At 68.4% G+C, this 19,147-nt stretch carries 16 protein-coding genes and 3 pseudogenes; 13 read left to right on the forward strand and 6 right to left on the reverse strand.

Translation table 11 applies throughout. The features are described 5' to 3' along the window. Positions 1-73: 73 nt before the first annotated feature. Complete coding sequence (locus tag WJ16_RS16895; protein WP_236858285.1) at positions 74-1,249, forward strand: MFS transporter; 1,176 nt, start codon at positions 74-76, stop codon at positions 1,247-1,249. Positions 1,250-1,329: 80 nt separating this feature from the next. Further along, positions 1,330-1,617: a hypothetical protein gene (locus tag WJ16_RS34855; protein ID WP_157126790.1), complete on the forward strand. Its 288-nt coding sequence runs from the start codon at positions 1,330-1,332 to the stop codon at positions 1,615-1,617. Positions 1,618-1,869: 252 nt separating this feature from the next. On the opposite strand, the gene WJ16_RS16900 is transcribed toward WJ16_RS34855, so the two are convergent. The 3 genes from WJ16_RS16900 to WJ16_RS16905 all read right to left on the reverse strand — a co-directional run bounded on the left by WJ16_RS16900 (position 1,870) and on the right by WJ16_RS16905 (position 5,291). Beyond that, positions 1,870-2,664 (reverse strand): phytanoyl-CoA dioxygenase family protein, encoded by a 795-nt coding sequence (locus WJ16_RS16900; protein ID WP_226243941.1) that lies wholly within the window; start codon positions 2,662-2,664, stop codon positions 1,870-1,872. Positions 2,665-3,344: 680 nt separating this feature from the next. Next, positions 3,345-3,578 carry a hypothetical protein gene (locus tag WJ16_RS34860; protein ID WP_157126791.1) on the reverse strand — a complete coding sequence of 78 codons (234 nt, stop codon included), beginning with the start codon at positions 3,576-3,578 and terminating at the stop codon, positions 3,345-3,347. Between the two features lie 123 nt (positions 3,579-3,701). Continuing rightward, a complete protein-coding gene (locus WJ16_RS16905; RefSeq protein ID WP_069258235.1) occupies positions 3,702-5,291 on the reverse strand; it encodes a PAS domain-containing hybrid sensor histidine kinase/response regulator in 1,590 nt (529 codons plus the stop codon). 286 nt (positions 5,292-5,577) lie between these two features. Here WJ16_RS16905 and WJ16_RS16910 point away from each other — a divergent pair, with 286 nt between their 5' ends. The 7 genes and pseudogenes from WJ16_RS16910 (at position 5,578) to WJ16_RS16935 (ending at position 10,676) form a co-directional block, all read left to right on the forward strand. Then, positions 5,578-5,946 (forward strand): chemotaxis protein, encoded by a 369-nt coding sequence (locus tag WJ16_RS16910; protein ID WP_069258236.1) that lies wholly within the window; start codon positions 5,578-5,580, stop codon positions 5,944-5,946. Between the two features lie 186 nt (positions 5,947-6,132). Beyond that, complete coding sequence (locus tag WJ16_RS16915) at positions 6,133-6,987, forward strand: BON domain-containing protein (protein ID WP_069258237.1); 855 nt, start codon at positions 6,133-6,135, stop codon at positions 6,985-6,987. Positions 6,988-6,995: 8 nt separating this feature from the next. Beyond that, positions 6,996-7,191, forward strand: a pseudogene (locus WJ16_RS35565) (hypothetical protein); the annotation flags it as partial. Positions 7,192-7,277: 86 nt separating this feature from the next. Continuing rightward, complete coding sequence (locus WJ16_RS16920) at positions 7,278-7,793, forward strand: hypothetical protein (RefSeq protein WP_069258238.1); 516 nt, start codon at positions 7,278-7,280, stop codon at positions 7,791-7,793. Further along, on the forward strand, positions 7,794-8,654 hold the full coding sequence (locus WJ16_RS35570) for an HAD hydrolase-like protein (RefSeq protein WP_236858288.1): 861 nt from the start codon (positions 7,794-7,796) through the stop codon (positions 8,652-8,654). Then, positions 8,651-9,736, forward strand: a complete 1,086-nt coding sequence (locus WJ16_RS16930) for a glycosyltransferase family 9 protein (protein WP_069258239.1) — start codon at positions 8,651-8,653, stop codon at positions 9,734-9,736. The genes WJ16_RS35570 and WJ16_RS16930 overlap by 4 nt, the downstream gene beginning before the upstream one ends. After that, on the forward strand, positions 9,726-10,676 hold the full coding sequence (locus WJ16_RS16935; RefSeq protein WP_069258240.1) for a glycosyltransferase: 951 nt from the start codon (positions 9,726-9,728) through the stop codon (positions 10,674-10,676). Before WJ16_RS16930 ends, WJ16_RS16935 begins: the two co-directional genes overlap by 11 nt. A 49-nt stretch (positions 10,677-10,725) precedes the next feature. Here WJ16_RS16935 and WJ16_RS16940 read toward each other — a convergent pair whose 3' ends face one another. Next, the gene (locus tag WJ16_RS16940; RefSeq protein WP_069258241.1) at positions 10,726-11,739 is read right to left on the reverse strand and encodes a sigma-54 interaction domain-containing protein; all 1,014 of its coding nucleotides are present in this window, start codon (positions 11,737-11,739) and stop codon (positions 10,726-10,728) included. A gap of 347 nt (positions 11,740-12,086) precedes the next feature. Between WJ16_RS16940 and WJ16_RS16945 the strand changes: the two genes are divergently transcribed. Beyond that, positions 12,087-13,454 carry a sigma-54-dependent transcriptional regulator gene (locus tag WJ16_RS16945; RefSeq protein ID WP_069258242.1) on the forward strand — a complete coding sequence of 456 codons (1,368 nt, stop codon included), beginning with the start codon at positions 12,087-12,089 and terminating at the stop codon, positions 13,452-13,454. A gap of 17 nt (positions 13,455-13,471) precedes the next feature. Here the strand turns inward: WJ16_RS16945 and WJ16_RS16950 are convergent. Continuing rightward, positions 13,472-14,281: pseudogene (locus WJ16_RS16950) on the reverse strand (glycosyltransferase family 2 protein). A 556-nt stretch (positions 14,282-14,837) separates the two neighbouring features. On the opposite strand from WJ16_RS16950, the gene WJ16_RS16955 reads away from it, so the two are divergent. Further along, complete coding sequence (locus WJ16_RS16955; protein ID WP_069258243.1) at positions 14,838-17,147, forward strand: hybrid sensor histidine kinase/response regulator; 2,310 nt, start codon at positions 14,838-14,840, stop codon at positions 17,145-17,147. Positions 17,148-17,201: 54 nt separating this feature from the next. On the opposite strand, the pseudogene WJ16_RS33410 reads toward WJ16_RS16955, so the two are convergent. Continuing rightward, positions 17,202-17,399: pseudogene (locus WJ16_RS33410) on the reverse strand (NAD-dependent epimerase/dehydratase family protein); the annotation flags it as partial. 274 nt (positions 17,400-17,673) lie between these two features. Between WJ16_RS33410 and WJ16_RS16960 the strand changes: the two are divergent. Together WJ16_RS16960 and WJ16_RS16965 are read left to right on the forward strand one after the other, a co-directional pair. Beyond that, positions 17,674-18,072 carry a BON domain-containing protein gene (locus WJ16_RS16960; protein WP_069258244.1) on the forward strand — a complete coding sequence of 133 codons (399 nt, stop codon included), beginning with the start codon at positions 17,674-17,676 and terminating at the stop codon, positions 18,070-18,072. A gap of 29 nt (positions 18,073-18,101) precedes the next feature. Further along, complete coding sequence (locus WJ16_RS16965) at positions 18,102-19,130, forward strand: SDR family oxidoreductase (protein WP_069258764.1); 1,029 nt, start codon at positions 18,102-18,104, stop codon at positions 19,128-19,130. The last annotated feature ends 17 nt before the right edge of the window (positions 19,131-19,147 follow it).

The raw sequence follows: 19,147 nt of genomic DNA on the forward strand, positions 1-19,147 counted from the left end.
GAAGCCGTCTTCGAAACAGTGCAAGTGCGGATGCGACCAGGACGGCGATGTCGATGCGTCGATGTCCTCACGCGTGCGGGCCAACGACAAGGAGTGGATCGTGAATGACGAAATCAACGGAATCCGAAGAATCGCGCTGCTTTACACCGGCGCCCTGGTCTGGACGCCCGCCTATCTGCTGCCGTTCAACATCGAGGAATCGATGGCCCGGTTCGGCCTGTCGGAAAGCAGCGCCGGCTGGCTGGCGTCCGCGGTGCTGCTCTGCCTGTCGTTTTCCATCGTCATTTTCGGTCGGCACATGGCGACGTTGAACAAGCGAACGGGCGCGCTGACGGCGGCCGCGCTCGCTGTCCTGTCGACGTGCGCGATGTTCTCGAACCAGTTCTACGTATTCGTCGCCGCGAAACTCGTGCTCGGCGCTGCGCTGGGCATCAGTTGCGTGTGCGCGTACGGCGTGATTTCGCACGTCCGGCACCCGGAGAAGGTCGCGGCTCAGGTGGCGGTGGCGATGGCCGTGATCTTTTCCACCGCGATGTACGCCGTACCGATCGCGAATGCGAAGCTGGGCAGCATCGGCGTGGATGCCGTCCAGTTCGCGATCGTCGCGGCGGCGCTGCTGTTCGGCGCATTCATGCATCCCGCCATTCATGCCGGCGAAGAAGCGGTCGCGAAGGATGCGATCAAATCCAATGACGTCCGCGGGATGCTGGCCAGCGCATTTTTCATCTACGTGTCGCAGACGGCGCTGATGGGATTCGCCGCGGAAGTCGCGACCACCCGTGGGGTGGAGGCCGGGCAGCTCGGCATCCTGTTCATGATCAATGCCGCGGCCCAGTTGCCGGTGGGGATCGCGGTCAACTGGCTCGGCGATCGCTTCGGTCTGTTCAAGCCGATCGCGTTCGGACTCGCGCTGTTGATCATGTGCAGCCTCGGCATGTATTGCGTGGGCGGCCGGTGGGCGTTCATCGTGTCGACGGCGCTCGTCAGTGCTGGTGCGACGCTCGTTGCCCCTTATATGGTCGCGGCGCTGTCGAAAATGGACCCCAGCGGCAGAAGCACCGCGACCAGTGCGTCGGCCATCAACCTGGGTCTGGCAGTGGGCCCCGCGATTGCCGGCACGGTGTTCGGTATGGCGGGTCTGCACGCGGTGGGCTGGCTCTCCGTCGGGTTGCTGATGGTGCCGATCTTTCTGACCAGCGTCGCGATCCGGCAGCTCAAGTCGCGACATGCACGGGCCGCGATCGCTTGACGCGCGACGCAGCGCGATCCGCTCGCCGGACGAACGCGCCGCGGCCCTCGCGGGTGCGGGGGCGGCGCCCGCCGCCTGACATGCCGGCGCGAAGGCGCCGTTTCGATTTCTTCGAGCGGACGCGCGATGTCTTCGTCGGCGTGACTCGCCATGGAGAGCATGTTGTGCCACGGGTGAAGGAACGCGCCATTCTTGACGACTTCCGACGGCCATGCGCGGCCGCGCGGCACGAGCGCGTCGTCACTGGTGAACGGCGTCCGGGGCATGACGCCCGGCTCGGTCTACTGGAGTTCGAAACCCTGTCGCTCGGTGTGTTCGGCGATGCCGGCGCGCAGCGTGTGCGCGGCGGCGTGAGCCTCGCGCTCTGAAGCATTCGACGCGGGGAGGCCCGCGCGGTGTGTGTTCGACACGATCCGCGCGCAAGGCTGGATCGGGAGCTTCTGTCTTTTCAGCGGAGTCTATCGGCTCGAGTCGTAATGCTCGACGTGGTACAGAACCATGAATCCCGGGCTCAAAACAAGCAGTGCCCCGGCAACGAGTGATACTGCGACAAATAAACGTTTCACCATGATCGCGCTCCTGTGCGGGTGAGGTGCATTGGAAAGCCCACTGTTCGTGGCTCAGAGGCCGAGATGCGTGGCGATGTCGTCGTAGTCGACTTGCCACAGGCCGGGCGTACCGGCGGGATATTGCGAGCGGAAGCCGATGATTCGCTGGACGCGATTCGACAGGCTTCGCACGGTGTCCATGTCGACGATGAACGGGTACGCTTCCTCCGGCGTCAGGTAGGACGGCTGCATCGGCAACGTGAGCCCGCGCCGGCGCTCGTTCTTCGTCACGTTCGCGCCGCCGCCGTGGATCACCTTGCCGCTGAACAGCAATGCATCGCCGGCGTCCATCTCGGCGGCGATGGTCATGTCGGGCGTACCCTTGCTGTCGAAGTAATCCTCGTCCCAGCTCTGGCTTCCCGGAATGATGCGGGTCGCACCGTTCTCCTCGGTGAAGCGCGTCAGCGCTATCATGAGGTTCGTGAATACTGTCGGACCGTTCACGCCGAGCGCGCACAGCGGCGGAAAATTGCCGACGTCGCGATGCAGCATCTGCGCGGTGTTGCCCGGGCCGATGTCGATTACCTGCGCGGTCGAAAGCCACCAGTCGCCCGACTCTTCGCGGTACAGCACTTCGCCGAGTTCGTGAAAGAGATCGTCGTCCAGTACGCGGCCGAACGTCTTGCTGTGCGTGACCATGTTGGTCAGGCGCTTCGTATGGGTGCCGTGGAATTCCTTGATCAGTTCGTTTTCGTGAGACGAACCCTCGCGCAGCCGGTCGAGCGGGCCGTCGATCTCGCGATTGATGTTCGCGACCTGTTCGTCGGTCAGATAGTGCTTGATGCGGACGCCGCCAAACTGATTCATGAGCGACACGATCTCTTGTGCGCTGGTCTGCCTGGACACGGTGGGCAGTGTGTTCGGAATAGTGGCGTTCATGTTTGCCTCAAAGTCGCGTGGACGGGTAAGTCAGAAGGGGGGCGCTGTCTGACTCATGTGAACCCCAACAGCAAGTTGAATGATTGACTTGGTCATTTGACTGTATATGGATTGGCTTCACGCGATACATTCCATTCGTGCGAGTTGCCGAAGCGCATGCATTCTTCCCGCCTTCATCGCGATTTCGGAATGATCGATGCGATGAATTCGGTGTCGGAAGACCTCGCGCCATTCATCGGTGTTTCGCGCAAATCCGGCTATTTCGACAAAGTAAGTCAAATGACCAAGTCATATGAGCGATGAAGTTAACATGGCGTTTTTTGACGGTCGATCATGGTTAACCCGTTCGCTTTCCGAACGGAGTAGCCGATGAAAGACGAGAGACCGTTCCGACGCGAACGAACGAATTGTGGTTACACCGTGAACCGTGACGCGAGGTGCGAAACGGGCGGCAAACGTCCGATGGATACACGCATTTGGACCGGGGAAGGACGTTCGCAAGCGAAGCCAGACTGATCAGCCTGCGCTTACTTCTTACCGCCTTGTCGAGTGAGAGCGGTTGCTATCTTGTTTGCGTTGGAAGCACCCGCCCGTGATGCGACAGCCGCTCATCGAGGCAACGCGACGAATGCACGAAACAGTGCTGGAAGATCGCGACGAGCGTAGTCATCAAGCGGCAGAATGCGGCCGCGATGCTCGATGGCGCGAAGCGATTTATATAGGAATCCGGAAATGATCGCCGCTCGGTATCGGCAGACTTTGTTTTGAACAAAGCGTGCCCGCTGCGCCGGGCGGCTGGAATAAGCAGGTGACACTTCGACGCCGCCTGCGCGCGCACGCATGCGACCTGACCTGTGCGCGACCGAATGCCCTCGGCAAGCGCACGATCGTTGCCGCCGCTGCGCACTCGCGTACGAATCACGCGCAGCGACGTGCCGCGCGATTCGCCGCCCGGAGCGCCGACGTTACGGTGCGTCGTCGCCGACCTTACGCGCAACGCGCTGCAGCAGCCCGTCGAGCACGGCCATCTCGACGGGCTTCACGAGGTGCTCGTCGAAGCCGGCGTGTTCGGTGCGTGCGCGGTCGGCCGCGCTGGCATGACCGGACAGCGCGACACAGGTCGCGTCGCGCAGCGCGTCGAGCTTGCGCAGTTCGTGCAGCAGCGTGAAGCCGTCAATGTCGGGCATCGTCAGGTCGAGGATCATCAGCTGCGGTGCGTAGTCGCGGGCGAGCGCCAGCGCGTCGTTCGCGTTGTAGGCGACGCGCGGCGCGTGCCCTTTGACCTGCAGCAGCACGGCGAGCGTGTCGGCCGAATCGCGATTGTCGTCGACGATGACGATGCGCAGCGGGCGGATGCCCGGCTGCTTGACCGGCGCGGGCACGTCGACGGGCGCGGCGCGGGTCATCCGGTCGATCGGCAGCCGCACCGTAAACGTCGCACCTTGACCGGGCCCGCCGCTTTCGGCCGAGATTCGCCCGCCATGCAGTTCGACGAAGGTCCGGCAGATCGCGAGCCCGAGCCCGAAGCCTTCGGCCGGTTGCCGGCCCGACCCGCTTTCCTGTTCGAACAGGTCGAAGATGGTTTCGAGCGCGTCGCGCGCGATGCCGACGCCGTGGTCGGCCACGCGGATCGCGACGACCGGCCCTTCGACGCGTGCGCCGACTTCGATGCGCCCGCCGTGCGGCGAGAACTTCGACGCGTTGTCGAGCAGGTTGTGCAGCACCTGGACGAGCCGCGCATCGTCGCCGTGAAGCGGTACGGCATCGGGCGGCAGGTCGACGCGGATGTGCTGGCCGCGCGCGGCCAGCTTCGGCTGGATGCTTTCCACGCCGCGGCACACGATGTCGCGCACGGTCGTGGGCCGGTCGTCGAGTTCGACCTTGCCGGCCGTGATGCGCCCGACGTCGAGCAGGTCGTCGACGAGCCGTGTCAGTTGCGTGACCTGACGATTCACGGCGTCGCCGCACTGGGCGAGCGCGGGCGCCGGATCGGCGAGGCTCTGCAGCACGCCGACCGAATGGCGCAGCGGCGCGAGATGGTTGCGCAGCTCGTGCGCGAGCATCGCGATGAACACGCTGAGCCGCTGCGTCGACGCCTCGAGTTCCTCGAGCCGCTTGCGTTCGGTCATGTCGCGGGTGATCTTGATGAAGCCGCACAGCTGCTTCGTGTGGTCGTGCACGGGGGTGATCGTCACGCTCGCCCAGAACTGCGAGCCGTCCTTGCGCACGCGCCAGCCTTCGTCTTCGAAGTGGCCGTTCGTGGCCGCTTCGTTGAGTCCGTACGATGGCCGGCCGGCCGCGACCGCATCGGGCGGATAGAACCGCGAGAAGTGGTGGCCGACGATCTCCGCCGCGCGATAGCCCTTGATGCGCTGCGCGCCAGCGTTCCACGTCGCGACGTTGCCGTGCGGATCGAGCATGAATACCGCGTAGTCGGTGATCGACTCGACCACCGTCTGGAACCGGAACTCGGCGAAACGGTGCTGCAGGTCGCGCGCGTCGGATTGCCCGTGCGGCGGCAGGGGCGAATGGGGATCGGCGTCGTCTTGCTTCATCGGAGCGGCTGGTCGAAGGAGAGCGGGTAAACGCCAACCGGCCGCCGTCGGGGCGCCGGCGGCGGCAATACGAATCGGATTGGCACCCCGGAAGCATAAGGGAACTCGCTTCGGCTGATCAATGGGTGCGCATCGGTTGTGCGGTCGGCCGAGCCGGCGGCCGGCAACCGGGGGGCGGGCGGTGCGGCGCGCGACGGGGCATGGCGATTGCACGGCCTGCCAGCCCGCGTGCCGTTGCGCGGCCGCCCGGCCGCCCCGCGGCCACGCGCCTGGAAAGGAGAACGCGATGAACAGTACGCTGAACCCCGACAACGAACCGGCCGGCCCCGACGACGGCAACGCCGGCCGCGGCCGCGACGGCCGCGCGCTGGGCCCGGGCGACTCGTCCGACAGCGGCAGCGACACGGCCGGCGCACGGCGTCATCCGTTCGACGTCGATTCGCCGCTCGACGATCACGCGCTGGAGCGCGGTGATGCCTCGCTCGACACCGATACGGACCGCGCGGGCACCGGCGAGCGCGCGTCAGCCGACGGCGATTCGACGCTCGACGAAGACGCGGACATCCGGCCGGACCACACCGAGCGGTTGAGCGAGCCCGGTCGTACCGACGATCCGGACGACCGGGCCGAGCCGGGCGACGACGGCGCGCCGTGACATCCGGCACGCAAAAACTGCAATCGCATTGCAGTTTGGCGCGTGCAGCCGCGCATCGACGTCGCGAGGCGCGTTAGTGCCGCATCGGCAACGGTATCGGCACGCGCCTTGCGTTCGACCGGACCGACGCGCGTCGCGACGCGGCATGGGCCGCGCGCGGCGCACATGCGATCAAGGAGGGACACGATGCAACGACGATATCCGGGACGGCACGGCGAGCGCGGTGACCCGTCCGACTGGCAAGCGCGCGACGAACGCGCGTACCGCGGCGCTGGCGAGCGCGGGATGCGGGACGACCCGGCGCGGTGGCCGGAAGACGACGAAGCGGCGTATCGCCGCTTCGCGAGCGAGGACGTCGGGCCGGAAGACTGGGGCAGCGAATGGAGCGAGCGCGACGCGCGGCCGGTCGGCCAGCGGCGCGGCAGGGCCGACGCCTGGCAGCGCGGGTTGCCGCGTGAGCCGCATGAACCGGAATACGGCTCACGCGAGCATCGCGCGCAGGATCGCGAATGGCGGGAAGGCCGGGACCGCGGCGACGCCCCGGAATTTCGCGGTCAGCACCGCACGGGCGCGTACGCCGGCGACCGGACGTATGGCGATCCGCGCGGCAATCCGCGCTACGGCGGCCCCGGCCCGTCGCGTTTCGGCAGCGAAGCCGAACGCGATGCGCTGCGCCGGCGCAGCGGGCCGAAGGGCTATACGCGCACGGACGAGCGGATCCGCGAGGACGTGTGCGAACGGCTCGCCCATGCGCTCGACATCGACGTGAGCGACGTCACCGTGCAGGTCAACGAGGGCCGCGTCGAACTGGACGGCACGGTGCCGGCGCGGTGGATGAAGCACGGGATCGAGGATCTGGCCGACGGCTGCCTGGGCGTGCGCGACGTCGAGAATCGCGTGCGCGTGCGCCGCGACGGCGAGCACGATACGGGCATGGTGCTGCATCCCGAACAACGGACCATCACGCCGACGCAGCCTGCCGCGCTCGATCCCGAGCCGGGCACCGTCGGTCGCGACCGCGAACGCAATCCGCCTCACTGAGCGGCCCGCCTTTGAACGCGCGCGGCTTCGTGTTCCGCGAGGCGAACGACGCGATGCCGAACCTCGGGCGGCGGTTCGGGCGGCGCGTTGCGCACCGTAAGCCTGGCGAGAACGATGACTCGCCCGCCCGGTGCGCAAGCGCTCGCGGCGCGCGGCGGTGCGAGCGCGTTCGAGCATGTCGACTGCGGCCGCGAGCCGGGCCGGTTTCCATGCGTACTTGACCCAAGCCCGCGGCGACGACCGACCTGATCGCGGCGTTGCGCGCACTCGCGTTTCCTCTGGAGAAACCCATGCCGAACCCGATATCCGACACGCTGACCGGGCGCCGCGCCGGTAGCGCGTTCGTGGACCGCGCAGTCGCGGTCGCCGCCGTCGAACTGCTCCTGCCGAGCCTGTCGGCCGCGCTGCAGAGCGATTTCGTCGGCGACAGCGGGTGCCTGCACATCGTGGTCATGGACCCGGCGCTCGGGCCGGGCGATGCGGCGTTCGACGATGCCATCCTGTACGAGTTCTCACTGCCCGACCCGAAGGACTGGGACGCCGACTACCGCGCGTACGCGCGCGCGAAGGCGCGACTGTCGTGGGAAACGGGCCGCGACGGCCACGTCGTGCAGGCGCTGGAGCCGTACCGCCTGCGCGCGGGCGACACGAACCTGTGGGGCAGCGTCGCGCTCGGCGGGATCGTGGTCGGCGTGGCGGGCGCGCAGCCCTGGTTCGACGAGGCGTTCGCGGGCTGTATCGCGCAGTGCCTGCGCGCGCTCGCGAAGCGCCGCGCGCAGGCGACGCCGGACGCGCTGGCGATCTGAGTGCGGTCGCCGGCGCCGCTTTTTACAGCCGGTTATAAAAAAATCCGGCGACCGCGCACCGGCCCGCATGGCGGCGCGGGCGCACGCAAGCCGGCATGGTTTTCGCTGTGTCTCCTGCATCGACGCCTGTCGCGGCAAGCGTCACGGTCCGTCGCGGTCGGTTCCGGTTCGGATGCGCCCGGATGTCCAAAGGAGATACAGGTGAACGACGTCATACACGATCCGGCGCGAGCATCGCTCGCCGGCCGCATCGCACGCGCGCCGGGCGCGGCGCGCGCAGGGCGCACGCCCGGAGCGACCGGCCTGCCGCGCGTGGTCGTGTCGAATCAGCCGGGCATCGCGCTCGGCCGCTGTATCGAAAACAAGCTTGGCGCGGTCCGCCAGCGTTTCGCCGAACTGTTCGAAGCAAACGGCGCGGCGCTGGCGGATTTTTTTTGCTGCCCGCATCACCCGCGGGGCAGCGTGCCGGCCTGTCCGATCGACCGCGTGTGCCGCAAGCCGCGCCCGCGCAGGTTGCGTCGCGCGCTCGCCACCCTGGGCGGCGGCTCCGAATGGAGCCGGTTGATCGGCAACATCCCGGATGACGTCGAGGCCGGCCGCGCCGCGCGGTACGGCACGATCCTCGTCGACTGCGGTCGCGAGACCGAATCGCGCATCGACGCCGTGCGCACGGCGCAGCATGGGGGAGAACGCGACGAACTCAAGGCGGACATCGTCATGCGCGAGGCCGTGCGGCGGCGCGGCACGCGGCGCGCGCCGCCGCCCGTCGCGGAGCGGATCGCGACGCCCATCGCGATGCCCCCGGTATCGCCTTACCGGCGCCCGCGCGGCGCGCTTCATTTCCGGGTTCCATTCGTATGACGTCCAATCCTGCCGATTTCGATCTCGTGCGCGGCCCGCGGCGGATCGCGGTATTCCGCGCGCTGCAGCTCGGCGACATGCTGTGCGCGGTGCCGGCGCTGCGTGCGCTGCGGCACGGCGAACCCGATGCCCGGATCACGCTGATCGGGCTGCCGTGGGCGCGCGAGTTTGCGTCGCGCTTTTCCGACTACATCGACGGTTTCATCGCGTTTCCCGGTGCGCCGGGGCTCGACGAACAACCGGCGCCCGACGCGGCCGCGCGTGAAGCGTTCGTCGCGGAGTGCCGCGCGCGGGACTTCGACCTGGCGATCCAGCTGCACGGCAGCGGCACGCACACCAATGCGATCGTCGCGTCGCTCGGCGCGACGCGCACGGCCGGCTTCATGCCGGCCGACGGCGGCGCGACGCCGCTCGACTGCACGCTCGTGTGGCGCGACGGCGAGCCGGAGGTCGCGCGCTACCTGACGCTGATGCGCAAGCTCGGCTATGCGGAGCGGGGGGACTTCCTCGAATTCCCGCTCGGCGGCCTGGACGATGCTTTATGGCAGGTGCTGTGCGACGAGCATGCGCTCGAACCGGGGCGCTACGTGATCGTCCATCCCGGTGCGCGGATGGCGTCGCGGCGCTGGCCGGTCGAACGCTTCGCGCTCGCCGCGCGGCAGCTCGCCGACGAGGACTGGCAGATCGTGCTGACCGGCACGCGCGCGGAAATGGCGCTGACCGGCGCGTTCGCCGAGCACCTCGCGCGGCCGTGCGTGAACCTCTGCGGCCGGACGCCGCTCGGCGCGCTCGCGGCACTGATCGGCCGCGCACGGCTGCTGCTGTGCAACGACACGGGCGTAGCGCGCGTCGCCGCGGCGCTCGGCACGCCGAGCGTGGTCGTCGCGTGCGGCAGCGACACGACCCGCTGGGCGCCGCCCGACGGCGAGCGGCATCGCGTACTCGCGAACTATCCGGCGTGCCGGCCCTGCATGTTCGACACGTGCCCGCACGGGCACGAATGCGCGACGGCGATCGGCGTCGGCGACGTGATCGAGCGGGCGGGTGAACTGCTCGCGCAGGAGGCGCGCGATGTCACGTAGGCGGTTGCGCGTGCTGACCTGGCACGTGCATGGCAATTACCTGTATTACCTGTCGCAGGCGCCGCACGATTTCTTCATCGTGACGAAGCCGCACAATCCGCCCGGCTACGCGGGCCGCGTCGGGCGCCTGCCGTGGGGCGACAACGTGCACGAGGTGCCGGCGGAGTGCGTGCGCGACACGACGTTCGACTGCGTGCTGTACCAGCATCTGCGCCATTACCAGCACGACCGGATGCGGCTGCTGAGCGAGGCGCAACGTGCGCTGCCGACGTTGTTCGTCGAGCACGATCCGCCGCGCGAGCATCCGACCGATATGCTGCACCCGGTGCAGGACCCGGACGTCCTGCTCGTGCATGTGACGCCGTTCAACGCGCTGATGTGGGACAACGGCGTGACGCCGACACGCGTGATCGAACACGGCGTGCTGATGCCCGAGAACGTCGAGTATCGCGGCACGTTGCCGAAAGGCGTGACGGTCGCGAACGACCTGGCGCGCCGCGGCCGCCGTGTCGGCGCCGACCTGTTCGAGGTCGTGCGCCACAGTGTGCCGCTCGATCTCGTCGGGACGGGCTCGAAGGAACTCGGGGGGATCGGCGAGGTGCCGAACCCGGCGCTGCCGCACTTCCTGTCGCACTACCGGTTCTTCTTCAATCCGGTCCGCTATACGAGCCTCGGGCTCGCCGTGATCGAGGCGATGATGATCGGGATGCCGATCGTCGCGCTCGCGACGACCGAGATGGCGCAGCTCGTCAGGAGCGGCCGCAACGGGATGGCCGATACGCGGCCGGCCGTGCTGATCGATGCGATGCGCATGCTGATTCGCGATGCCGAGCTCGCGCGCGAGTGGGGGGCCGCCGCGCGACGCGATGCGTGCGAACGCTTCGGCATCGAGCGGTTCGTGCGCGACTGGGACGCCGCGCTGTGTGACGTCGCGATGTGAGCCGCGCGCATGCGGCGCGGGTTCGGCGATTCGACGCGTTCTATACGTACTACACGTTCGATGTGCTCGATGTGCTCGATGTGCTCGACGTACCCGCTGCGCGCACCGCGTTCCGTTCGTGTTCGGGCAGCAGCGCGAGCCGGTTGTACAGCGTCTTCAGGCTGATGCCTAGCGCCTTGGCCGTGCGCGGTTTGTCGCCGTTGAAATGCCGCAGCGACGCGACGATGAAGCGCTGCTGCGTATGCGCGAGCGTCGTGCCGATATGCAGCGTGATCGCGTTCTGGCGCAATTCCTCGCGCGGCGGCGCGCGGCGCGGCAACTGCAGTTCGATCTGTTCGTCCGCGAGGATGAACGCGCGCTCGAGCGTATTGCGCAGCTCACGCACGTTGCCCGGCCACGTATAGGTTCGCAACGCCTTCATCGCCTGCATGGACAGCCGCTTTCGGGTGCGGTGCCGCGCGTTCAGCCGATCGACGATCTGCAGCGCGATGTCGTCGACGTCGTCCTCGCGCTGCCGCAGCGCGGGCACGTGCAGCGCAACCGTCGCGATCCGGTAGAACAGATCTTCGCGCAGCCGGCCGCTGCGTACCGCCTCGACGGGATCGTGATGGGTGGCGGCGATGATCCGCACGTCGAGCGGAATCGATTCATGACCGCCGACACGCACGATCGTGTTCGACTCGAGCGTGCGCAACAGCTTGACCTGCAGCTCGGCCGGCATTTCGGCGATTTCGTCGAGAAACAGCGTGCCGCCGCGCGCGGCTTCGAACATGCCCACATGCTGGGCAACCGCGCCGGTGAAGCTGCCTTTCTCGTGACCGAACAGTTGCGACTCCGCAATGTCGTGAGGAATCGCGCCGCAATTGACGGGAACGAACGGGCCGCGGCGGCGCGGGCTCATATCGTGCAGGAGCCGCGCGACGATGTCCTTGCCCGCGCCGCTTTCGCCGACGATCAGCACGCCGACGCGCGTCGCGGCCACGCGCGAGATGTTCAGCAACAGGGTCTGGATCGTACGCGAGCGGCCGACGAGCCGCGCGCCGTCATCGACGGATTTCGCCATGGTGTGCTATCGAGCGGAAGATTTGACCGAATGCGTCGAGACCAGGTGAAGAAATGACGTGGCACACGTCACGCTTTCCGGTATCGAGAATACATTTTATAGCGACGGTGTGACATTGAATCTGGCAATGCGGCTCGCGCGGCCGGATAGATTTATTCGATCGACGACGAATGCGCAACACGGTTCTTCTATACTGCTAAGCACTCGCTACCGGGCAGGAGTGCTTGCCCGGTCGTTCATGTGCAGCGCAACGCAGGCCGCGTGAGCGAGGCGGCCTGCATTGCGCTGCGCGCCCGTCGCGGTGTGCCGGCCGATGCGTGTGTCGGGCCGCCACACGAGGAGCCACGATGCCCTACGTCCTGATCGTCGAAGACGATGCCGATACGCGGGCGATGCTTGCGGCGCTCGCGCGCACGCAGCAGCTTGCCTGCGATACGGCCGCGACGCTCGAAGAAGCGCGCACGCTCGTGTCGACGCATACCCCCGATCTCGTGCTGTGCGATCTCGTGCTGCCGGACGGCAACGGGATGGATCTGTTCGATGCATTGCCGAAGCGTTCCCATTGCGAAATGGTTTTGACCACCGGCCATGCAAGCCTCGAAACCGCGATCGACGCATTGCGGCGCGGCGCGACCGACTACCTGGTGAAGCCGCTGAACATGCAGCGGCTGAACAGCATCTTCGCGCGCGTGCCGCGCACCACCGCACTGCATGAGGAAATCGCCGAGCTGCGCTCGGAGCTGCAGCGTCTCGGCCGCTTCGGCCGCATGCTCGGCAGCTCGCCCGCGATGCAGACGGTGTACGACGCGATCGGCCGCGTCGCGCGCACCGAGGCGTCGGTGCTGCTGACCGGCGAATCGGGCACCGGCAAGGAGCTGGCCGCGCAGACGGTGCACGACTTGAGCCTGCGCCGCCGCGGCCCGTTCCTCGCGGTGAACTGCGGGGCGATCGCCGCGAACCTCGTCGAGAGCGAGATGTTCGGCCACGACCGCGGCAGCTTCACCGGCGCGGAGCGCCAGCACAAGGGCTTCTTCGAACGCGCGGACGGCGGCACGCTGTTCCTCGACGAAATCACCGAGATGCCGCTCGAATCGCAGGTCAAGCTGCTGCGCGTGCTGGAGACGGGGCGCCTGACGCGGCTCGGTTCGACGCGCGAGATCGACGTCGACGTGCGGATCGTCGCGGCGACCAACCGCGATCCGGAAGCCGCGATGGCGGACGGCAAGCTGCGGCCCGACCTGTTTCACCGGATCAACGTGTTCCCGATTCCGCTGCCGTCGCTGCGCGAGCGCGGCGACGACATCCCGATGCTCGCCGACGCATTCCTGCAGCGCTACAACGAGGAAAGCGGTCGCACGCTGCGTTTTTCGCCGGCTGCGCGCGAAGCGCTGAAGGCGTACGTGTGGCCCGGCAACGTGCGCGAGTTGCGCAACTTCGTGCAGCGCGCGGCCATCTTCAGCGACGCGGACGTGATCGAGAGCCTGCCGCCGCCGATCATGGACGAACTGTCGAGCATGGTCGATTCGCATGAGGATTGCATGACGGTGCCGTTCGGCACACCGCTCGAGGAAGTCGACCGCAAGCTGATCCTCGGCACGATCGAGCAATGCGGCGGCGTGAAGGCACAGGCGGCCGAGGTGCTCGATGTCAGCCTGAAGACGATCTACAACCGGCTCGCGCAGCTCGAAGGCGAAGCGGACAAGCCGGATACCTGATGCCGCCGCGATCGCGCTCATGCTCCATTTCGCTCATCAGGACGCGCATCGCGTTCGAGTTGGCGACGCCTGCGCGCGACGTGCGGCGGGATCGTACGGCGCGTCGGCAGGTTTGGCGTCTGGCCGGCGAACGTGCGCGCGATCGTGCGTTCGCGTCGCAGGCAGGGCAAGCGCCGCACGGTTTGCCGCAGCGCGGCCCGCGCCGGTCATCTGAGCCACGCGGTCCGCACGTCGTTGCGGGCGGCCATGCGTGTGCGGGTGTGCACGTCGCGCGGCGACGACGGGTGAGGATGGACCGTCAGGCGCGGGGCATACGCGAGTCATCTTCCGGCGCGGTAAAGGTCGAGCGCGAACAGTGCGTCCTCGCCGCAGAGAAAGTCGCCCGCGTTCACGAACGCATCGCGCCGGAAGGCCGTCGCGTCGGTGGGCAGCCCGACGCGGGCATCGAGCGGGCGTTCGGCCATCAACTGGCAGGTCGGGTCTTCGCGCGTGTCGGGGCCGACGAGCAAGCGCACGGTGATGACCGCGACGTGCGGACAGGTATCGAGCAGGTTCGCGGCTTGCTAGGGCCAGCCGGGCGCTCACTCTGTGTAGGCGTCGCAAAACGCGACGTGGCGCGTGCGCGCGGCGGCCGCGCCGGGATTGGCACTAGCCGGCGCATGCACGAGTACGACGCGGGGAAAGCGGCTGCGGATCAAGGCGGCGGTGCAGGCGACCGATGCATTGTCGACGACGACGATCGCGGGCCGGTCGGGCAGCGGCGAGCGGTGCGCCGGCGTGCGCGCGAGTTCGGTCGTGTGCCGGCAGGTCGGCACGACGGCGGTCATGCGCGGTTCCGGCGGCGGCAAGCCGTCGCGCGCGGGCGTGACGCGAACGTGACGTCGCGTTCGAGCCGCCAGTACGTTTGGGGTCCATGGAGATTGGCGCGCATATGAGGATCGAACAACGCAACCAGGCTCGCGTGTGTGGCGACGGCGGGAGCTTTCGCGGCGGCGCCATCTGCGCGGCGGCCGCCCGGGGCGCCGGGCCGTGTGAGCGCGTGACGGTGTTCGTCGTGGCGCACATGCACGGCCTCGTCGGCGTTGCTCGAGCCCGCGTGGCGAACCGACGGCGGCGCGCGTGTATTGCGCGGTGCAATCCCGGCCAAGCCGGTGACGACGACCGACCCGGGCGCGGCCGCGAGCAGGCGAGCGCACCCGAAGACAGCATTGTCGAGGTAGGGCGAGAAAACGCGCCTGCCTGTCGGCGCATGCATGACGATGACGAGAGGATCTCCGTGGGTGGACGGCCGCTCGGGCGGCTGCAGCGGGCAAGCATGCACCGTGCCGGCCCACCGTCTCCCGAAGGCGCCCGAACCGTCGCGATCCGGCAGGAGCGTGTCCGATGATCGAAATGGCCCGACCGCAAGCCGGCAATTACGCGATGGCCGCGATGCTCGTCGCGATCGCGACCGTACTGCAGGCGCTCGCGATCCGTTTCGGCGGCATGAATCTGCCGTTCGTGCTGTATTACCCGCTGCTCGCCGGGGCAGCGTGGGCGACGTCGTTCCTGTTCGGCGTCGTGTCGACCGTCGTCAGCGGAATACTCGTGTGGACGCTGTTCCTGTCGGATTCGTCCGCCTATACGGCGCCGTTGTCCAACCGGCTCGTGCAGCTCGGCACGTTCATGGTGGTCGGGCTGCTGGTGTGCGCGCTCGCGGCGATGCTGCGCAATACGCGGTTCACGAACGATCGCGCGCGCCGGCGCGAGGCGGCCGCGCGGCAGCGGCTCGAAGCCGTGTTGCAGGCATTGCCGCACGGGGTGGTCGCGGTCGACGCGAAAGGGCGGCTCACCTACGTCAACGCGGCGGCGGCCGAGCTCGTCGGCTGCCGGCCTGAAGATGCGACGGGGCGGCCCGCGCGCGACGTGCTGCGGATCGTCGATCACGAGGGCCGCCGCGTACAGACGACCCCGCTCGATCGCGCGCTCGGCGGTGCCCATGCGACGTCCGACCGGCACTGGCTGCAGGCTGCCGGCGGCGGCCTGCCGGTTCCAGTCGTCGAAGTGGCGTCGCCGCTCGGCGATACGCACGGCAACATCGACGGCGCGGTGATGCTGCTACGCGACGCCGGCGCGGACCGCGCGCGGGCCGATGCATCGTGGCTTCAGCACGCGGTCGTCGACGCGTCGCCCGACGCGATCGTCGGCGTCGACGGCGAGGGCCGCATCGTCAGCTGGAATCCGGCCGCGCAGCGGATCTTCGGCTATGACGCAGGCGATGCCTGCGGCCGGCCCCTCGAGACGCTGATCGCGATGCGCTGGCTGCGGCGCAGCCGGTTCGCCGAATCGTTCGACGACATGCGCGCGGGAGGCGGGCCGGTCGATCTGCTGTGCGTGCGCCGCGATGGACGGCGGTTTCGCGCGACCGTCTCGGCGTGCCCGGTGGATGGCGAAGCGCGCGCGCGCGTCGCACTGTCGCTGACGCTGCGCGAGACCGGTGCGCAGCGCCGGCACGACTTGCGCGCGCAGCGCTCGCTGCAGGGCGCGCGCGATGCACGCGACCAGGCCGATACGTCGAACCGGCTGAAGGACGAGTTGCTGGCCACGGTGTCGCACGAACTGCGCACGCCGCTGAACGTGATCTACGGCTGGGTCGAGGTGCTGCGCAATTCGGCCGACCACGCGTTGCAGCTTCAGGCAATCGACGCGATCGACCGCAGCGCGCGCTCGCTCACGCGGATGGTCGGCGACATCCTCGACGCGTCGTCGCTCGCGACCGGCAAACTGCGGCTCGATGCGGCGCCGGTCGACATCGCACGGCTGTTCGCCGATGCCGTCGGCGCGTTCCAGACGGCCGCGTCGTCGGCCGGCGTCGCGCTCGAATTCGATTGCGATACCGGCACGTTCATCGTGCCCGGCGACGCCGAGCGGTTGCGGCAGATGCTGTCGAACCTCGTGTCGAACGCGCTGAAGTTCACGCCGGGCGGCGGCAGCGTGCGGGTCGAGCTGGTGCACGACGGTGCGCACGCGGTGTTGAAGGTGGCCGATTCGGGGCAGGGGGTCGTACCGGAGTTCGTGCCGTACGTATTCGACATGTTCCGCCGCGCGGACGATTCGCCCGCGTCGTCGCGGCGCGGGCTCGGGCTGGGGTTGTCGATCGTGCGGCATATCGCGCAACTGCACGGCGGCAGCGTGGCGGTCGAAAGCGCGGGCCGCAATCTCGGCACGACGTTCACGGTGACCCTGCCGACCGGCTGGAAACCGACCGGTGCGATGGCGTGGGGCCACCCGCAGCCGGGCGTGCGGCACGAAACGCTGCGGCTCGCCGCGCAGCGGATCCTGATCGTCGACGACGATGCGACCACGCGCGCGAGCCTCACCGCCGCGCTGACCACGTTCGGCGCGGCCGTCACGGTTGCTTCGTCGGGCCGCGAAGCGCTGGCGATGGCCGCCGACCTGCAGCCCACCGTCGTGCTGTCCGATCTCGCGATGCCCGACGGCGACGGCTTCTGGTTGCTCGATGCGCTTCGCAACGGGGCCGGAAACGGTCATGCGGACACGCGGAACATGTGCGTGCTCGCCGTCACCGCGCACGCGGGCCAGGCGGACGAGCGCCGCGCACTCGAGGCCGGCTTCGACGGCTACCTGTGCAAGCCGGTCGACGTGCGCGAACTGGCGCACAAGATCATGCGCGTGACGCAGCGCGACGGTTGACGCGGCGCGCACGGCGCCGTCGCCGACACTTTCGCCGACACCCTACCGTCATCACTGCCTGCCGTCACCGTACACGGTGAGCGGCGCGTCGGCGAGCGCCTGCGTAATGACGTTCGACACGACGCTGCCGCCCGCCGGATACATGTGCGGGCCGTACGCGTTGAAGATCCGCGCGATCCGCACGTCGACGCCGTACCGGCGGTAATAGTCCATTTCCAGCGAGTCCATGAAAAGCGTTGCCGCACAGCGACGCACGCTCACTGATCAACGCGATTCCTTGCATGGCGTTGCGCCCGGTATTGGGGGCCGCGCGAATGGGCTGCCGTTGTCCTCCCCTCGGCAAGCGCCATACCCGCGACGTCGGCCCATAACCCGCCCGCCGGTGCGCCGAAAAAATTACAACGGATTGGATGAAAGGGCGGCCGGTCGCGCCGCCGCGCGCACGTGCGGCGCCCATGCAGCGGCACGCGACTTGCGCTCTCCCGTCGACCCGCCGGCACGCCCGGCCAGACGAAAGGAGGTCACGATGAAAGTATTCCCGCTGCAAGCCCGCGCGTTGCGTTTCCGTGGTCGCATCGCGACGCGTACCGGCATGGCGCTCGCGATCGCCGCCACGACGGCATGCGCGGTCATCGCGCCGAACGTGTTCGCCGCCGGCGACGACAACGCCGCATCGACGTCCACGTCGCATTCGACGACCGGCATGAAGATCCACGACGCGACGATCACGACCAAGGCGAAGGCCGAACTGGTGGGCGCGAACGGCCTGTCGTCCGGCGACATCCACGTGAAGACGCGGCACGGCATCGTGACGCTCACCGGCAGCGTGCCCGACGAGCAGCAGCGCACGCAGGCCGGCAGCGTCGTGAAGCAGGTGGACGGCGTGCGGGACGTGCGCAACCAGCTGACGATCCGCGCCCAATGACCGCGGCCGCGCCGCACAAGGAGTCCACCATGAACTGCATGCTCAAACCGGTCGGCGAACAGACGATCGTGATCACCGGCGCGACGAGCGGCATCGGCCTCGTCACCGCGCGCAAGGCGGCGCGCCGCGGCGCGAAGCTGGTGCTGTTCGCGCGCAACGAGGAGGCGCTCAACACGTTGTGCGACGAGCTTCGCCAGCATGGCGACCTGGCGGTGGCGGTCGCGGGCGACGTGGGCAATCTCGAAGACGTGCAGCGCGCGGCTGCGAAGGCGGTCGAGACCTACGGCGGCTTCGATACGTGGATCAACAACGCCGGCGTGTCGATCTTCGGGCCGGCGTCCGCGGTGCCGCTCGACGACCAGCGCAGGCTGTTCGACACCAACTACTGGGGTGTCGTGCACGGCTCGCTCGTCGCGGCTGACCACTTCCGGCGCAAGAGCGACTTTCACGGCGGCGCGATCATCAACATCGGCAGCGAGGCGTCGGACGCACCGGTGCCGTTGCAGAGCGCGTATGCGGCGTCCAAGCATGCGGTGAAGGGCTTCACCGATTCGCTGCGGCTCGAGATGGAGGGCGACCATCTGCCCGTGTCCGTCACGCTGATCAAGCCGGCCGCGATCGACACGATGTTCGTGATGCACGCGAAAAACTACATGAACGTCGAGGCGAAGCTGCCGGGGCCGATCTACGACCCGGAACTCGTGGCCGACGCGATCCTGTTCGCGGCCGCGCATCCGCGCCGCGCGCTGTTCGTGGGCGGCGCGGCCAAGTTCACGTCGGCGAGCGCGTACCACGCGCCGCGCCTGTTCGATCGTATCGCGTCCCGGCTCTTCTGGCGCAGCCAGCGCACGGACCGCCCGGCCCGCCCGCGCGACGACAACGCGCTGTACGCGCCACGCCATGCGCTGCACGAGCGCGAAGGCATGGACGGACCCGTGTTGCGCGGCTGCGCGTACAACACGGTGGTCCAGCGGCCGAAGGTGGCCGGTGCGGTCGCACTCGGCGCGGCCGCGCTCGTGGTCGCCGCGCTCACGCGGTCGCGCCGTGCGTCGTCGTGATGCCGGTGCTTTTCCAA

Origin of the sequence: Burkholderia metallica (genome assembly GCF_001718555.1) — a bacterium.
Taxonomy (GTDB): domain Bacteria; phylum Pseudomonadota; class Gammaproteobacteria; order Burkholderiales; family Burkholderiaceae; genus Burkholderia; species Burkholderia metallica.

Excerpts from the sequence above, each read along its gene's own strand:
- WJ16_RS16930 (WP_069258239.1), top strand. The coding sequence starts at position 8,651 with ATGACGTCCAATCCTGCCGATTTCGATCTCGTGCGCGGCCCGCGGCGG.
- WJ16_RS16960 (WP_069258244.1), top strand. The coding sequence starts at position 17,674 with ATGAAAGTATTCCCGCTGCAAGCCCGCGCGTTGCGTTTCCGTGGTCGC.
- WJ16_RS16910 (WP_069258236.1), top strand. The coding sequence starts at position 5,578 with ATGAACAGTACGCTGAACCCCGACAACGAACCGGCCGGCCCCGACGAC.
- WJ16_RS16955 (WP_069258243.1), top strand. The coding sequence starts at position 14,838 with ATGATCGAAATGGCCCGACCGCAAGCCGGCAATTACGCGATGGCCGCG.
- WJ16_RS16935 (WP_069258240.1), top strand. The coding sequence starts at position 9,726 with ATGTCACGTAGGCGGTTGCGCGTGCTGACCTGGCACGTGCATGGCAAT.
- WJ16_RS16905 (WP_069258235.1), bottom strand. The coding sequence starts at position 5,291 with ATGAAGCAAGACGACGCCGATCCCCATTCGCCCCTGCCGCCGCACGGG.
- WJ16_RS34855 (WP_157126790.1), top strand. The coding sequence starts at position 1,330 with ATGCCGGCGCGAAGGCGCCGTTTCGATTTCTTCGAGCGGACGCGCGAT.
- WJ16_RS16965 (WP_069258764.1), top strand. The coding sequence starts at position 18,102 with ATGAACTGCATGCTCAAACCGGTCGGCGAACAGACGATCGTGATCACC.
- WJ16_RS16945 (WP_069258242.1), top strand. The coding sequence starts at position 12,087 with ATGCCCTACGTCCTGATCGTCGAAGACGATGCCGATACGCGGGCGATG.
- WJ16_RS16900 (WP_226243941.1), bottom strand. The coding sequence starts at position 2,664 with ATGAATCAGTTTGGCGGCGTCCGCATCAAGCACTATCTGACCGACGAA.
- WJ16_RS16940 (WP_069258241.1), bottom strand. The coding sequence starts at position 11,739 with ATGGCGAAATCCGTCGATGACGGCGCGCGGCTCGTCGGCCGCTCGCGT.
- WJ16_RS16915 (WP_069258237.1), top strand. The coding sequence starts at position 6,133 with ATGCAACGACGATATCCGGGACGGCACGGCGAGCGCGGTGACCCGTCC.
- WJ16_RS34860 (WP_157126791.1), bottom strand. The coding sequence starts at position 3,578 with ATGCGTGCGCGCGCAGGCGGCGTCGAAGTGTCACCTGCTTATTCCAGC.
- WJ16_RS16920 (WP_069258238.1), top strand. The coding sequence starts at position 7,278 with ATGCCGAACCCGATATCCGACACGCTGACCGGGCGCCGCGCCGGTAGC.